Here is a 16,134-nt window from a genome sequence, read left to right as displayed (position 1 = left end):
TCTAGATGAAACCTAGTTATGCATGATAGTCATCTTTTAGGGATGATTTATCATACAAAATAAAAGGAGAGATTTTTACTTATGAAGAAAACAAAAATCGTAAGTACATTAGGACCTGCTAGTACCGATGTTGACACTATTGTCAAATTAATCGAATCTGGCGCTAATGTTTTCAGATTTAACTTCTCACATGGTGACCATGAAGAACACTTTGATCGTTTAAACAAAGTTCATGAAGCCGAAAAGAGAACTGGTAAGACTGTTGGTCTTATGCTTGATACTAAGGGTGCTGAAATCCGTACTACTATCCAAAAAGATGGTAAGATTGAATTCCACACTAACGACGAATTTAGAATTTCAATGGACGAATCTATTGAAGGTACTAAAGAAAAGATCGCCGTTACTTACCCTGGCTTATTAGCTGACGTTCACGTTGGTGGCCACATCTTATTTGATGACGGTATCCTAGACTCAGTTATCAAAGAAATCGATGAAGCTAACAAAGAACTAGTTGTTGTTGCTCAAAACAACGCTACTCTAGGTTCACGTAAAACTGTTACTGCACCTGGTGTTTCAATTAACTTACCAGGTATTACTGAAAAGGATTCAAGCGACATTCGTTTTGGTCTTTCAGAAATGCACATTAACTTCATCGCCGCTTCATTTGTAAGAAAACCAGAAGATGTTTTAGACATCCGTAAATTACTTGAAGACGAACATAAAGAAGACGTTCAAATCTTCCCTAAGATTGAATCACAAGAAGGTATCGACAACTTTGAAGAAATCATGAAGGTTTCTGATGGTTTGATGATTGCTCGTGGTGACATGGCTGTTGAAATTCCAGCAGAAAATGTTCCAATCGTTCAAAAACACTTAATCCACAGATGTAACGAAATGGGTAAACCAGTTATTACTGCAACTCAAATGTTGGACTCAATGATTGAAAACCCACGTCCTACACGTGCTGAAGCTTCAGACGTTGAATACGCTGTATTAAGCGGTACTGATGCTACTATGCTTTCAGGTGAAAGTGCTAACGGTGACTACCCAGCAGAAGCAGTTGCTACTATGGCTAAGTTAGACGTTAAGGCTGAAAACCACTACGCTGAATACGGTGACGCTCGTCCTGCATTCAACAACGGTGACGTTACTGAAGCATTCGGTAAGCAAGTTGCTGAAATGGTTAAGGATCTTGACATCAAGACTATCGTAACTACTACTTCAACTGGTTACTCAGCTCGTATGATTTCTAAGTACCATCCAAATGCTGATATCTTAGCATTAACTTTTGATGACCGTGTACGTCGTGGTCTAATGGTTAACTGGGGTGTTCAACCAATCGTTGTTGACAAGCCAGAAAACAGTGATGGTATGTTCGACTTTGCAGCTAAGAAGGCAGTTGAAACTGGCTTAGCTAAGGAAGGCGACTTAATCCTTGTAGTTGCAGGTTTACCTGTTGGCGAAAAGGGTACAACTAACGTAATGAGCGTTAAGTTGATCGGTTCAGAACTTGCTCAAGGACAAGGTGTTGGCGACAAGACTGTTATCGGTAAAGCTTTTTTAGCAAGTAACGCTGCCGATGCAAACAGCAAGGCTGTTGACGGTGGCGTGTTGGTAGCTAAGAATACCAACAAAGACTTCTTGCCAGCTATTAAGAAGGCAAGCGCAATTATCGTTGAAGATGGTGGTATGACATCACATGCTGCAGTATTAGGTATTTCACTAGGAATTCCTGTTATTGTTAGCGCTAAGGGTGCTACTGAAAACATCTCAGACGGTCAAACTATTACAGTAGATGCACGTCGCGGAATTGTTTACGCAGGCGCTGCTAACTCACTATAATATTTACTCGAAAAGAGGATGCATTTTAAATGCATCCTCTTTTTTTATCGAAATATTATGTAAATTAGTGTAGAATTGACATATAACGATTCGAAATGAGGAATATTAATGAATAACTTTTTAGGCCGTGTTGTTTCTGGTAAAGTAACTGACGAAAATGACAAAAACTATTTTGTTCAAATTGAAGGAACAACATTCCTATTGGATAAGGACGAAATATTAAAGCCACTAAAGATTGGTAGTAACTTTAAGGGATTTGCATATGAAAATGAAAATCACAAGATGCAAATAACAAGAAACATTCCAGATGTCCAAGTGGATCACTATGCATTTGGAACGGTTGTCCAAAGCAAGTATGGATTGGGAATTTTTGTTGATATCGGATTACCTAACAAGGACATCGCTGTATCAATCGATGATCTTCCTGAATTAACAAAGTTATGGCCTCAACATGGTGATAAAGTCATGATTGCCTTGAAAATCGATAAAAAAGATCGAATTTGGGGTGAATTAGCTGACGAAGAAATCTTCAAGAGCATTTCAATTCCAGCTAATCCCAAGCTAAAGAACCGTAACATGAAGGCGACAACTTATAGATTGAAGCTAGCCGGAACTCGTGTTATTACAGATGACTATCGACTAGGATTTATTCATCCGAGCGAACGTGAAATGGAACCACGCTTGGGTCAACAAGTCGACGTACGAGTAATTGGAATTTTACGAGATGGAACATTGAACCTTTCAATGAAGCCTCGTGCATACGAAGCAATCAGTGACGATTCAAAAATGATTTTTGCTGTTTTGAAGAGATCAGAAGATGGCAAAATTGCTTATACTGACAAGAGTACTCCTGAAGATATCAAGGCTTTCTTTGGTATTAGTAAGGGACAATTTAAACGTGCGGTAGGTAATCTTTTGAAGAACCGTCTGATTGAACAAAAAGATGGCGAAATGTTGTTAACTGAAAAGGGTAACAAAACTGACATTGAATAAAATCGGGTGATATTATGGACTCCGAAGTTAAGGACTACTTACATTATTTGGTAATAGAACGTGGATTATCAGATAATACGATTAAGAGCTATCATCAAGACATTAAAGGATTTATCAATTACTTAAAAGGCAATCATATTAATGAATTTAAAAAAGTCGATTCCAAGACAATTTTAGATTATATGAAGTACATGAAGGATTGTGGAAAGGCAAGAAATTCCATAATCCGTTTTGTTTCAACGATGAAAAAGTTTTTTAAGTACCTACAAAGATATCACTTCATCATCGAAGATCCGATGATCAATGTAGATACTCCTAAATCAGCCAATCATTTACCAGATGTATTGACGATGAAGGAGATTGATAAGTTGCTGGCAGTGCCTGATACAAACGACAAATATGGCATTAGAGATAGGGCGATATTAGAAGTTATGTATGCCACAGGATTGCGTGTTAGCGAAGTAGTTAATTTGAAGATGGATAATTTACATTTGGATATGGGAATTATTCAAACTATTGGTAAGGGAGACAAGGAAAGAATTATTCCGATTGGCTCTCAGGCCATCAAGTGGATATATACTTATATGGAAAACAGTCGCAATCTTTTGCTAAAAAGAAGACATTGTGACTATCTATTCTTAAATGCTCATGGATCTGGTTTAAGTAGACAAAGTATTTGGCAAAAGCTTAAACGTTATGTTGGTTTAGCTGGTATTAAGAAAAAGGTTACGCCACATACTTTACGTCATTCATTTGCTACTCATATACTAGAAAATGGAGCGGATTTGAGAGTTGTACAAGAGCTATTGGGGCACTCGGATATATCGACGACTCAAATCTATACACATGTTTCCCATGAACATCTAAATAAGGCGTTTGATGATTTTCATCCACACGCCTAAAGCACAGATTGGAGGAATTTGGGATGCTACTAAAATATAGAACAGAATATAAAAAAATCGCTATGGATATGCTTTCTTTGTTACCAGACATGAATAAGGGTAATCATTTAGAAGATGAAATGAACTGGTATGAAGATAGTGATAACCGTGTTATTTACTTATGGAAAAATCAAGATGACAATTGGGCTGGATTAGTCGCAATTGAACAAAAAAATGATTTATTAGTTCTAAGAAGAGTAGTCTTAACACCCGATTCTTGGAACATTAATAACTGCTGTTCAATGATTGATGATTTAAATAACCTATACATGGGTAAAAAGATTGTCGGAACAATGGATACCACTTCAATCTGTGAAATTTGGGAGAAACGTAATGGAACCAGAGTTCAATAACTCTAACAACATAAATATTCACATTGATGATTTTGATGGCCCCTTAGAATTACTATTACATCTGATCAAGCAATCTGAAATGGACATATATGACATCCAAATTGAAAAGATTACCAGACAATACGTTGAATATTTGACTGAGATGAAAAACCTAAATGTTAATATCGCAGGTGAATACTTTGTAATGGCATCCAATTTGATGGCAATCAAGTCTAAGCTATTGTTGCCTAGAAATGATGAAATTAACGAAGATGATGATTACGAAGATCCAAGGGATGAATTAGTAAATCAACTTTTGATTTATCAAGAATATAAAGAAGTATCAAAAGTGTTGAAAAAGATGGAGACTAAGACTAGTCAATATCACAGCGTTGATCCCGTTTTACCAAGTGTCGATGAGATGATTGATTTTAACGATAACGAAAAATTCAGTATCGATTTAATTCAACAAGCGTTTGATCGAATTATCGAAAAGATTAAATCAAATGAACCATATGTACACTCAGTGATTGAATGGGAATACACTGTCAAAGGCCAATCAACATATGTTATGGATAGATTATCCAAACAGCAATCAGTTGAGTTTGATTCCTTATTTGATAAGACTAGTAACGTTGAATTTGTAGTTACTACATTTTTATCACTACTAGAACTTGTTAAGGAACAAAAGGTCAAGGTCGGACAAATCGACGACAAACTATATTTAGAAAAAATCGTAAAGCAAGGTGAAGAGTAATTGGTTAGTAAGTTAGCGCAGCTAGAGAGCCTAATATATATATCTGGTGAAGATGGAATAACATACGACAATCTAAGCACATTATTGAAACTAAGTACTAGTGAGCTAGAAACATTAATGAATCAACTAAAGGAGTCTTTTGAACACGAAGACTCACCATTTACGTTGATGGAATATTCTGATAAGGTTCAACTTGCCACAAAGGAAGAACTAAACGATCTAATTAAGGGATATTTACAAAGTGATGAAAGCATTTCTTTAACTCAAACAGCGCTAGAAACACTTACGATTATTGCTTATAATCAACCAATTACGAGGGTTGAAGTGGATGACATTAGAGGTGTGAACAGCAGTAAGACAGTCCAAAGATTGTTGAGACAAAGTCTAATTGCCACTGCCGGTTACAAGAAGGTACCGGGTCATCCAAAGCTTTATACAACAACTGATAACTTTTTGAAGTTGTTTGGAATTAAGAGCTTAAACGAATTACCAAAAATTGATAATGAAATTTTACTTCAGGAGGAAGAAAATGGCGGAACGACTACAGAAGATAATGGCTAAAGCCGGGGTAGCTTCAAGACGTAAATCAGAAGAAATTATTTTAGCCGGTCGCGTAAAGGTAAACGGTCAAGTTGTTACTGAACTAGGAACAAAGGTTAAAGTTTCTGATGAAGTGCAAGTTGATGGTTTGCCAATCAACAAGGAAGCACCGGTATATTACTTGTTATACAAACCAAGAAGAATTATCACTTCAGTGTCTGATGAAAAGGATCGAAAGACTGTTCTAGACTTTTTCGAAGATGTTGAACAAAGAATTTATCCAGTTGGTCGATTGGACTACGATACATCCGGTCTTTTACTAATGACTAATGATGGGGACTTGGATAACCGTTTAACTCATCCTAAGTACGAAGTTGAAAAGACTTATGTAGCTAAGGTTGAAGGAATTCCAACTAACGACGAATTAAAGCAACTAAGACTAGGTGTTAAGATTAACGGTAAGAAGACCGCACCTGCCAAGACAAACGTCTTAGAAACCGATAATGGTAAGAAGACCGCTGTTGTACAATTAACAATTCATGAAGGTAAAAACCATGAGGTTAAGAACATGTTCAAGGCAATCGGTCATCCGGTTAAAAAGTTGAAACGTGAATCATTTGCTTTCCTAAACTTAAAGGGATTACAACCAGGTGATTACCGTCCATTAAAGAAATTCGAAGTTGAAAAGCTATACGAAATGACTGAAAAGAGATAAAAGGCTTGTTTAAAACAGGCCTTTTTTGCTATAATCGTTCTTGAAAAAATAAAAATTGGTTTATCTTCAGGGCAGGGTTAGATTCCCGACCGGCGGTTACAGCCCGCTACCTATCGTTTGATAGTTGATTTGGTGAAATTCCAAAGCCGACAGTACAGTCTGGTATAAAGAAGATCTCTTTTTGAGTACGCAAAAAGCTCATTGGTCTTCGATGGATCAATGGGCTTTTTTTGAAGATATTCCTCATATGGAGGATTTATTATGTTAAGTAGTACAAGTAGTCGTTTTAGTTTGAAGAACCTGGTTCAGGTTTCTATTTTAGGAGGATTGGCATATCTATTGACCTATCTTTCAGTGCCTATCTTACCAATGGCACCATACATGAAGTTAGATTTTGGTGATATCCCAATTCTTTTAGCAACTGTGTTATTATCAACTCGTAGTGGTTTGATCGTAGCATTGCTAAGAGCGGTACTATACTTCGTCTTTACCGGTGTTTCTTTGATTAATCTGATTGGAATTTCAGCGTTATTAGTCGCTAGTTTAACAATCGTGTTATCAGTTACATTGGTTAATAAATTAGTTCAAAACAACGCTAAATACGTTATTATGGTTCTGTTTGAAACAGTCATGTTAGCTCTAGTTATGAGTGTATTGAACTATTTTGTGATTACACCACTATACATCAATTTAACTGGGTTTAAATTGAGCTTTAGCCTATTGGATTCTGTGTTATACACAGTCGCACCATTTAACATTATCAAGGGATTATTCATTGGTATTGTCTTCGTGATTGTATATAACAGAAGCAATGCATGGGAAAAATATAAAGAAAAGAGATAAACAATGAACAAAGATTTGCTGTTATTGCTTCTATCATCGACGCAACCAAGAAGAATTAAACTAATTCAAAACTTGCTAAACGGGAAAAGAACCGTTTCAACACTTTTCTGGGCAATGCGTTACGGTATCTTACAATACTCAGCAATTCTAAAAACATATGATCTAAATTCTATCAACGGATCACTCAAAAAGTTAATCATTGACGGTCTAGCAAAACAAGTTGATGAATTTCAGTATCAATTGACCACAAAGGGTCAAATTAAAAAGGATTCTGTAAAGGAATCCTTTTACATATTACAGAACACATCGTATCAATATGATTATGATGTAAATGAGTTTAAGGCAAGAATATTATTGGCCATTCAATCTGTTTCAGAATATAGCTATCAAAATAAGAACTATTATCCAGTTAAAACAGATATGAAGAGCGCGATGATTGTTAAAAGATGGTTTATTCAAAATAAGGCAGAAATCGTAAGTCGACTAGAAGATTATTTAACCAAGTACTTATCACAAGTCGATGAGAAGAAGGCTAATATCATTGCTCAACAAATGATTGGCCATGATGTTTATGGAATGACAAACGGTCAATTGGCGGATATCCTGGGCATTTCAAATGTTGAAGCATTCTTCATGGAATACGATGGTTGGGTCGATTTTATTAACTATATTATTAATGATGATGATCAGTTATTATTACCATTGATAAATGACGTGCGAACTTTAAAGATGAACCATCATGCGATTCAAACGTATAAACAATTTGTTAGTGGTAATACGCTAGATCAAATCGCTAATAACCTAAGCGTAAAGTTATCAACTGTGAGAGAACATCTATTAGAGATGGCAATTTGGTTACCGGAAAGTAAGTTTCCTTACACTAAAATCGTTAGTGCTGAAGATGAAAGAACATTACGCCGATCTTTTGATAACCTGCCAATTGATGATTGGCAATATCGTCAGATCAGTGAAAGCACAGATATCAATTTTTTTGAGTTCAGAATCTATCAAATATTAAGGAGCAAACAAGATGTTAAGTGATGAAGAATTAAAGAAACATCTAAAGAAATGGTTTGGCTTTGATGACTTTCGTTCTGGGCAAAAAGAGGTTATCCAATCAATCCTAGATGGTAAGGATACATTAGGCGTGTTGCCAACAGGTACGGGTAAGACCCTTATTTATCAATACGTTGGTAAGATGGTTAATGGGATGGTAATCGTGGTATCTCCGCTTATTTCATTAATGCAAGATCAAGTTGATAGAATGAGGTACCTGGGTGAAAAACAAACGGTCGCGATAACATCTAATCTTTCTTGGGTTGATCGCAAAAGAGTCATCAATAATTTAAATAACTACAAGTACGTTTACGTTTCACCAGAGATGTTGTCTAATTCAGATGTATTAGATGCTTTTAAGCAGCACAAAATTTCTTTATTTGTGGTAGATGAGGCGCACTGTATTAATCAATGGGGACCAGATTTTAGACCTGAGTATCTAAACTTAAAGGAGATAATCATCAGTTTAAATCATCCGACTGCCTTAATGCTGACTGCTACCGCATCTAATGATGTCGTTTCAGACATTAAAGAAAAAATTGGTTTACCAAACGTAGAAACGATTAAGTACTCGACGAATCGACCTAACATTGCATTGGCCGTTGATACGTTTACTAGTAATGAGGATAAAAATGATCACTTGCTATACCTAGTGAATAAATTGATGAAGCCAGGGATTATTTACTTCTCTAGTAAGAAGGTTGCTAACGCAGTTTGTGAGTGGTTAAAAGAAAAAACCAAATTAAACGTTGAGGTTTACCATGCTGATTTAGATGCTGATAGTCGATATCGAATTCAACATCAGTTTATTAGTGACCAAATTGATATAATTTGTGCCACAAGTGCATTTGGAATGGGAATCGATAAGGATAACATCAGATTTGTCATTCATTACCACATGCCCGCTAATTTGGAATCATACGTCCAAGAGATGGGAAGAGCTGGTAGGGATGGTAAACAAAGCATCTCAGTTATTTTGTATAAAGAAAAAGACGAAATTTTACAATATCGATTTATTGATGACACAATTCCAAGTGAGGATATGATTAACTTCTTTTATGATCATTATCAACAACTGAAAAACAATGAATTGGACGAAAAAGCCAATCTCATTAACTATTATTTTCAAAGTGGTTTTACGAAAAACGAAGTAATTAATATATTTGAGGGAAGAAGAAACGAATTAGTAACATCCTTAAACCAAATGTTGGGTTATGTGAAAACAAAGGGATGTAAGCGTGCATTTTTACTTAGATACTTTAACGAAATTTTTTCTGAACACGATGAAAATTGTTGTAATGGAGAAGACACCCAATTACAATTAGAACAGATGGATTTAGTTCAAGAAAGCAAAAGCTTGAATTCGCGGCCACAGAATGTCAAATGGCAAAGTATTATTCAAACTCTTTTTTCTAAATAGTAAAATTCATGTATAATTAAGACATAAGATATTATTAGGAGGTCATTATTTTGAATAATAACGACGATTACAGTAATTTTTCAAGAGTAGAAAGTAGAAGAAAACATAGAGGACATAAGACAGTTGCAATCGTTTTAATCACAATCCTAGTAGTAATTGGATTATTTGCTCTAGTATACGGAATGATTAGTAGTCCAAGTGGTAGCAACAATGTTGACTCTACAACAACTAATTCTTCATCATCTTCTTCAATGTCTTCAAAGAAGAAATCAAGTGATAATGATAAAGAAAGTTCAAGTTCAATGATGTCTAGCTCAAGTTCAATGAGTAGTTCTTCAGCAATGAGCAGTTCATCAAGCATGAACAACACAATGAATAACTCAAACAATAATACTCAAGGTCAAACTAATGGCAATAACACACAAAACCAAACAACAACTACCAACCAATCAACAACTGCTAACAACAGTGGATACGCTGTTATTGGCCAAGATGGTATGACTGATTTATACCGTGTTGCTAAGAAGTACGGTACAAGTGTTCAAAGTCTAATGAGAATTAACGGTATTGCTGATTCTAACAAGGTTAGAAACGGCCAAAAGATTCTAGTAAAATAAAATTAAGTGGTGTTTAAGTTTATGAATAATAGTAAGTTACAAGTAGCGATTGACGGACCAGCATCTGCTGGAAAAAGTACAGTTGCCAAATTAGTTGCAGCAAGATTTTCATACATTTACTGTGATACTGGTGCAATGTATAGATCAACTACTCTAAAGGCCTTACGATTAGGCTATCCTTTGGATGACGAAAAAGTGATTTTAGACATGTTAAATGATACTGAAATTACTTTTGAACCTGGGGAAAAACAACAAAAGGTTTTCCTTGATGGACAAGAAGTTACTAACGATATTAGACAAGAAGATGTTACTAATAACGTATCAACTGTTGCTAGTCTAGGTGCAGTTAGAAAAGAACTTGTTCAAAGACAACAAGATATTGCAGCTAAGGGTGGTATTGTTATGGACGGTAGAGATATCGGAACAACAGTTTTACCAGATGCTGAAGTTAAAATTTTCTTGATTGCTAGTGTTGATGAAAGAGCTGATCGTCGTTTTAAAGATAATGCCGAAAAGGGTATTCATGTTCCACTAGAACAATTGAAAAAAGAAATTGAAGAAAGAGACTACAAAGACTCTCATAGAGCCGTGTCTCCATTGACAAAAGCTGCTGATGCAAAGGAAATTGACACTACTTCGATGTCAATTGATCAAGTGGTTGATGCCATCTCTGATGAAATAACAAAAAAACAAACACTATAATTTAATCATTAAACTAGATTTTATTAATAACATAGTCTAGAATGTAAGTTATAGTAGTCTCAAGGAGGAAATATCAGATGAGTGAATCAGATGAACAAACAAACAAAGATTTATTAGAAGCCTTGGATAGTGTGGACCAAGTTAATATTAACGATGTTGTCAGTGGTGAAATTTTGGCCTTTGACAAGGATCATCAATTAATTATTGGTATTGACAACACCGGGGTTGAAGGAGTTGTTCCTCGTCGTGAACTATCCTCACAACCTGTTGATGACGTTGAAAGCAAATTTAAAGTTGGCGACAAAGGTAAATTTGTTGTAATTTCACGTATCGGTGATGATAAAGAAGGTGGAAGCTTCCTTCTATCAATTCGTCGTTTAGAAGAACGTAAGGTTTGGGACGAATTAAAGGCAAAAGCTGAAAACAATGAAACTATTACTGTTACTGTTCAAAACGCAGTACGTGGTGGTTTAGTAGTAGACGCTGGTGTACGTGGATTTATCCCTGCATCAATGATTACTAACCACTTTGTAAGAAACTTAAACCAATACAACGGTCAACAATTCGAATGTAAGATTGTTGAAATCGTTCCTGAAAAGAACCGATTAGTTCTTTCACACAGTGATGTTGTAGCTAAGAACCAAGAAGAAGCTCGTTCAGAAGTTATGGACAAGCTAAATGTTGGTGATGTTGTTGAAGGTAAAGTTGCACGTATGACTGATTTTGGTGCTTTCGTTGACCTTGGTGGTATCGACGGACTAGTTCACGTTTCAGAAATTTCATACGAACGTGTAAACAAGCCTGCTGACGTTCTAGAAAATGGCCAAGACGTTAAAGTTAAGGTTATTGCTATGGACGAGGAACGTGGAAGAATTTCACTTTCAATCAAGCAAACTAAGCCACAACCATGGGATGAAATTGAAGAAAAAGCTCCTCAAGGTATTACTGTAAAGGCAACTATCAAGAGATTAGTTGATTTTGGTGCTTTTGCTGAAGTAATTCCTGGTGTTGAAGGGTTAATTCACATTTCTCAAATTTCACACAAACATGTTAATACACCTTCTGATGTATTAAAGGTTGGTCAAACTGTTGATGCTAAAGTTTTAGATGTTAACCCAAGTGAACATCGTTTAGCTTTATCATTACGTGCTCTTGAACCTGAACCAGAAAATGCTCAAGATTCAAGTGAACATGTCGAAGCTACTGATAATGCTACTGAAAATGCTCCTGAAGAAGAAAATGGATTCACTTTAGGTGACATTGTTGGTAAAGGATTAGACGAAGATAATCAATAATATATTATAATCTTTAAAAATATCCTTCATTTTTTGGTGAAGGATATTTTTTCATTATGAAAGAAAGGGTGAATATTAAATGAGTTTACCTACAGTTGCAATTGTTGGAAAACCAAACGTTGGAAAGTCAACAATTTTTAACCGTATTGCTGGGGAACGAATCTCTATCGTTGAAGATACTCCTGGTGTTACCAGAGATAGAATTTATTCTCACGGTGAATGGTTAGGACACGAATTTAGTATGATTGATACCGGTGGTATTGAAATCGGTGATCAACCATTCGTTAAACAAATCACTGCACAAGCAGAAATCGCAATTGATGAAGCTGATGTAATTATCTTCATGGTTAATGGAAAAGAAGGAATTACTAACGCTGATGATAATATTGCCAGAATTTTATACAGAACCAATAAGCCAATCGTTTTAGCAGTTAACAAAGTTGATAACTTTGAAAGTCGCGCTAACATCTATGACTTCTATTCCTTAGGATTTGGCGATCCATATCCAATTTCTGGTGCCCATGGATTAGGTCTAGGTGACTTATTGGACGAAGTTATTAAGAACTTCGATGAAAAAACAGAAGAAGAAAATGACGACAACATCAAGTTTAGTTTGATTGGACGTCCTAATGTTGGTAAATCTTCACTTGTTAACGCCATTTTAGGTGAAGATAGAGTAATCGTTTCAAACGTTGCCGGAACAACTAGAGATGCCATTAATACTGAATTTGAACAAGACGGTCAAGAATTCACCATGGTGGATACTGCCGGATTAAGAAAACGTGGTAAGGTTTACGAAAATACTGAAAGATACTCAGTAATGAGAGCGATGAAAGCCATCGATAATAGTGATGTTGCCTTAATCGTTTTAAATGCTGAAGAAGGTATTCGTGAACAAGACAAGCGTATTGCTGGTTATGCCCACGAAGGTGGGAAAGGTGTCATTATCATTGTTAACAAATGGGATACTTTGAAGAAGACCAGTAAGACGCAACAAGAATTTGAAGCAGGGATTAGAAGTCAATTCCAATACCTATCATATGCTCCAATCTTGTTTGTTTCAGCTAAGACTAAGCAACGTCTAAGCCAAATTCCTGACTTGATCAAACGTGTCTATGACAACCACGCTAAGCGTATTTCTTCATCAATGCTAAATGATGTATTGATGGATGCAATTGCCATGACACCAACACCAAGTATCAATGGTAGAAAATTACGTATTTACTACGCAACCCAAGTTACCAGTGAACCACCTACCATTGTTATCTTTGTAAATGATGAAGAACTAATGCATTTCTCATATAGAAGATATATCGAAAATCAAATTAGAGAACACTTTGACTTTTCTGGGACTCCGATTAAAATCATTTCTAGAAAACGTAAGTAATAAAGGTTATTTAGCAAAAAATTTTAATGTTTTATGCTAAAAAATATTAAAAATCGTTGAATTGCGGGCATTTATGTGATATCTTGAATAACTGTAATGACATTAATTTGTTGTGATTACATAAGTCGAAAAGCATAGATTGTTTTCCGAACATTGTGGGAGGTGAAACACACATGGCTAACAAGGCAGAATTAGTAAGTAGTGTTGCTACTAAAACTGGTTTAACTAAGAAGGATGCAACTGCAGCAGTTGATGCTGTATTTGATTCAATCCAAGGTAGTTTGGCTAAGGGCGAAAAGGTACAATTAATCGGCTTCGGTAACTTCGAAGTACGTGAACGTGCTGCTCGTAAGGGTCGTAACCCTCAAACTGGTGCAGAAATTCAAATTCCTGCAAGCAAAGTACCTGCATTCAAACCAGGTAAGGCTTTAAAGGATGCTGTTAAATAATAACAGTATGCTATAATTAGGCTAGTCCGTTTTACGGGCTGGCCTTTTTTTATATGTTTTAAATGATAGGAGCGAGATTTTTGAGCTACTCACAAAAAGCACTAGAATTCCTTGAAGAAGGAAAAATCGATGAATTTAATAAACAATATAATCTAGCATTACACCATGATAGCGATGAAATGGTGTACTCACTTGCTGAAGAACTATACTCATATGGTTTCACCAACCAAGCCAAGGAACTATATGAAAAGCTATTGAAGAAGTTCCCTGATGAAGACGAACTAAGAACCGACATCGCTGATATTTTAATCAGTGAAGGTAATACTGATGAAGCTTTGGAACAATTAAGCAAGATTAGCAAAGATTCACCTGCTTATCTTCAATCTTTGATGGTTCAAGCCGACTTATACCAAACTCAGGAGTTATTTGAAGTTAGCCGTGAAAAGCTGCTAGAAGCTAAAAAATTAGCACCTGACGAGGAAGTAATCACATTTGCGTTGGCGGAATTGTATTACACAATGGGTGAATACAATAAGGCTATTCCTTTGTATTTAAGTTTGATCAAAGAGGGAATTACCAATCTATCAGCTGTTAACATTGTTGAAAGAATTGGGATTTCATACGCTAATGACAGTAACTTTGAAAATGCAATTGGATACCTAAAGCAAATTAAGACAATTGATATGTCTTCAGACGTTAAGTTCGAAACAGCGTTCACTTACCTACAACTAAAGGAATACGACGAAGCAATTGATTTATTTGAAGAACTTCGTGATTCAGATCCTCAATACGCAACACTTTACCCATACTTGGGACAAGCATTAGATGCCGTAAATAAACAAGAAGAAGCATATCGTGTATTGCAAGAAGGGCTAAGCGTTGACCAATACAACGAAAAGCTATTCTTAGCGACAGCCCGTGAAGCACTTAAGCTTTCCGAAAACGATGAAGCATTGGGATACCTACAACAAGGAAACGAAATTGATCCAGACGATATTGAAATTGTCTTGGAAATGTCTAACCTATTGGTTGCCAAGGAAGACTATGAAGAAAACATTAAATTGTTGAATAGTTACATTGAAAACCACGAATTGGATCCACAATTCTACTGGAACCTAGCCGTTTCATACGACAAGTTAGATAAACTAAAAGAAGCTCACAAGAATTACCTAGCAGCCAAGCCATATTTCTCTGATAATGCTAGTTTCTTAAAACAAGCAGCATTATTCTTCCGTGAATACGGTGATCGCGATAATTCGTATGAACTTCTTAAAAAGTATGTTCAACTTCAACCAAATGATGATGAAGCTGCATTTATGCTTGATGAATACATGGATGATTAGTCTTTTTTGATTAATCCTTTGTAGTAATTAATCGATGATAAATCCAGATTTAATTGACTTGATAGTTTTGAGTCAATTAGGTCTGGATTTTTTTTGATAAAATCAACGACATAACTCTTGAATAGTTCAGATGGGCTAAGTGAAAATCCTAGATATTGTTCACTAGGGGTTAGGTATTTATGCAATCCAGCAGAAGTGATGTGTGGATCCTTAGTAAGTCGTTGTTTTAAAAAGATATCTTGACTGTTTTGCTTTAACTGAATTGGCTCAATGAACTTATCAAATAAGTTGATGAACACTTTTTCTTCATCAGAGAATGTAATCTGATTAAATAATCGATAAAAACCAGGTTGGAGGAACTCCTCAGATTTGAATCCCTTACTAATTAATAAAACGGTCATTCTAGCGTAAAAATGGACGTTTGCGTCAGTTAGAATGTCATTTAGCTTATCTAACCAGGAAGTATCTAATTCACTCTTAGGTTCGTGTTTTAAGCCCTTAATATCAATTGTCGGTAAATTATTATTCAATTGATGGGTGAACAGGTAGTTAAAATAGACATTAATGTGTGATAGGACCTTGTTATAAGTGTTATGGTTGATTTTGCGTTCGTCTAAAAGCATTTGAAGGTATTCTTCAATATCACGATTAAACAAGTTACTAACTTTATGATTTTCTTGATAGCCCTTATTGAAATCGGATAGGTAGTCAAACATGTCAGAAAGGATTTTGGTGTATTCGTTAATAGTTACTTTTGCTAATCCTTTATTCTGTAAATCAATCTCAAAAGTATCTTGATATGGATAATCATTAGACATTTGGCTAGTTCAACTCCTAATAGTTATTTATTCCTATTACAGCACTAAAGTTAGCAAACTTCAATCTGTAAATTGTAATGCTAA

The 16,134-nt window shown here is 35.6% G+C and carries 17 protein-coding genes and 1 riboswitch; of the genes, 16 read left to right on the top strand and 1 reads right to left on the bottom strand.

Annotated features, from left to right (window positions below; genetic code table 11):
• Positions 1–81 precede the first annotated feature (81 nt).
• From pyk to J3U50_RS02390, 16 genes are all read left to right on the top strand, one after another.
• A complete protein-coding gene (gene pyk / locus J3U50_RS02465) occupies positions 82–1,842 on the top strand; it encodes a pyruvate kinase (protein ID WP_053796641.1) in 1,761 nt (586 codons plus the stop codon).
• A gap of 108 nt (positions 1,843–1,950) precedes the next feature.
• Positions 1,951–2,835 (top strand): S1 RNA-binding domain-containing protein, encoded by an 885-nt coding sequence (locus tag J3U50_RS02460; protein WP_301945497.1) that lies wholly within the window; start codon positions 1,951–1,953, stop codon positions 2,833–2,835.
• A 14-nt stretch (positions 2,836–2,849) separates the two neighbouring features.
• Complete coding sequence (xerD, locus tag J3U50_RS02455; RefSeq protein WP_301945496.1) at positions 2,850–3,737, top strand: site-specific tyrosine recombinase XerD; 888 nt, start codon at positions 2,850–2,852, stop codon at positions 3,735–3,737.
• 23 nt (positions 3,738–3,760) lie between these two features.
• Positions 3,761–4,129 carry a hypothetical protein gene (locus tag J3U50_RS02450; RefSeq protein ID WP_034530791.1) on the top strand — a complete coding sequence of 123 codons (369 nt, stop codon included), beginning with the start codon at positions 3,761–3,763 and terminating at the stop codon, positions 4,127–4,129.
• Positions 4,110–4,865 carry a ScpA family protein gene (locus J3U50_RS02445; protein WP_054608199.1) on the top strand — a complete coding sequence of 252 codons (756 nt, stop codon included), beginning with the start codon at positions 4,110–4,112 and terminating at the stop codon, positions 4,863–4,865. The genes J3U50_RS02450 and J3U50_RS02445 overlap by 20 nt, the downstream gene beginning before the upstream one ends.
• The gene (scpB, locus tag J3U50_RS02440) at positions 4,866–5,426 is read left to right on the top strand and encodes an SMC-Scp complex subunit ScpB (protein ID WP_034530792.1); all 561 of its coding nucleotides are present in this window, start codon (positions 4,866–4,868) and stop codon (positions 5,424–5,426) included.
• On the top strand, positions 5,395–6,120 hold the full coding sequence (locus J3U50_RS02435) for a pseudouridine synthase (protein WP_034530795.1): 726 nt from the start codon (positions 5,395–5,397) through the stop codon (positions 6,118–6,120). The genes scpB and J3U50_RS02435 overlap by 32 nt, the downstream gene beginning before the upstream one ends.
• 58 nt (positions 6,121–6,178) lie before the next feature.
• A riboswitch (FMN riboswitch) is annotated at positions 6,179–6,299 on the top strand.
• An 82-nt stretch (positions 6,300–6,381) separates the two neighbouring features.
• Positions 6,382–6,963 carry an ECF transporter S component gene (locus J3U50_RS02430; protein ID WP_301945495.1) on the top strand — a complete coding sequence of 194 codons (582 nt, stop codon included), beginning with the start codon at positions 6,382–6,384 and terminating at the stop codon, positions 6,961–6,963.
• Between the two features lie 3 nt (positions 6,964–6,966).
• On the top strand, positions 6,967–8,004 hold the full coding sequence (locus tag J3U50_RS02425) for a helix-turn-helix domain-containing protein (protein WP_301945494.1): 1,038 nt from the start codon (positions 6,967–6,969) through the stop codon (positions 8,002–8,004).
• Complete coding sequence (locus J3U50_RS02420; RefSeq protein WP_054608196.1) at positions 7,994–9,439, top strand: ATP-dependent DNA helicase RecQ; 1,446 nt, start codon at positions 7,994–7,996, stop codon at positions 9,437–9,439. The genes J3U50_RS02425 and J3U50_RS02420 overlap by 11 nt, the downstream gene beginning before the upstream one ends.
• 50 nt (positions 9,440–9,489) lie before the next feature.
• On the top strand, positions 9,490–10,056 hold the full coding sequence (locus J3U50_RS02415) for a LysM domain-containing protein (protein ID WP_054608195.1): 567 nt from the start codon (positions 9,490–9,492) through the stop codon (positions 10,054–10,056).
• A 21-nt stretch (positions 10,057–10,077) separates the two neighbouring features.
• Complete coding sequence (cmk, locus tag J3U50_RS02410; RefSeq protein ID WP_034530802.1) at positions 10,078–10,758, top strand: (d)CMP kinase; 681 nt, start codon at positions 10,078–10,080, stop codon at positions 10,756–10,758.
• Positions 10,759–10,835: 77 nt separating this feature from the next.
• The gene (rpsA, locus tag J3U50_RS02405; RefSeq protein ID WP_301945493.1) at positions 10,836–12,053 is read left to right on the top strand and encodes a 30S ribosomal protein S1; all 1,218 of its coding nucleotides are present in this window, start codon (positions 10,836–10,838) and stop codon (positions 12,051–12,053) included.
• Positions 12,054–12,132: 79 nt separating this feature from the next.
• Complete coding sequence (gene der, locus J3U50_RS02400; RefSeq protein ID WP_034530806.1) at positions 12,133–13,440, top strand: ribosome biogenesis GTPase Der; 1,308 nt, start codon at positions 12,133–12,135, stop codon at positions 13,438–13,440.
• 173 nt (positions 13,441–13,613) lie between these two features.
• Positions 13,614–13,889 (top strand): HU family DNA-binding protein, encoded by a 276-nt coding sequence (locus J3U50_RS02395; protein ID WP_034530808.1) that lies wholly within the window; start codon positions 13,614–13,616, stop codon positions 13,887–13,889.
• A gap of 80 nt (positions 13,890–13,969) precedes the next feature.
• On the top strand, positions 13,970–15,232 hold the full coding sequence (locus J3U50_RS02390; protein WP_301945492.1) for a lipopolysaccharide assembly protein LapB: 1,263 nt from the start codon (positions 13,970–13,972) through the stop codon (positions 15,230–15,232).
• Here the strand turns inward: J3U50_RS02390 and J3U50_RS02385 are convergent.
• Positions 15,229–16,050: a phage integrase N-terminal SAM-like domain-containing protein gene (locus J3U50_RS02385; RefSeq protein WP_301945491.1), complete on the bottom strand. Its 822-nt coding sequence runs from the start codon at positions 16,048–16,050 to the stop codon at positions 15,229–15,231. The genes J3U50_RS02390 and J3U50_RS02385 overlap by 4 nt on opposite strands.
• Positions 16,051–16,134: the final 84 nt, after the last annotated feature.

Source organism: Lactobacillus sp. B3795 (genome assembly GCF_026535805.1).
Classification (GTDB): domain Bacteria; phylum Bacillota; class Bacilli; order Lactobacillales; family Lactobacillaceae; genus Apilactobacillus; species Apilactobacillus kunkeei_C.
The sequence above is the reverse complement of the archived record's forward strand: the minus strand, read 5'-3'. Positions and strand labels throughout refer to the sequence as shown.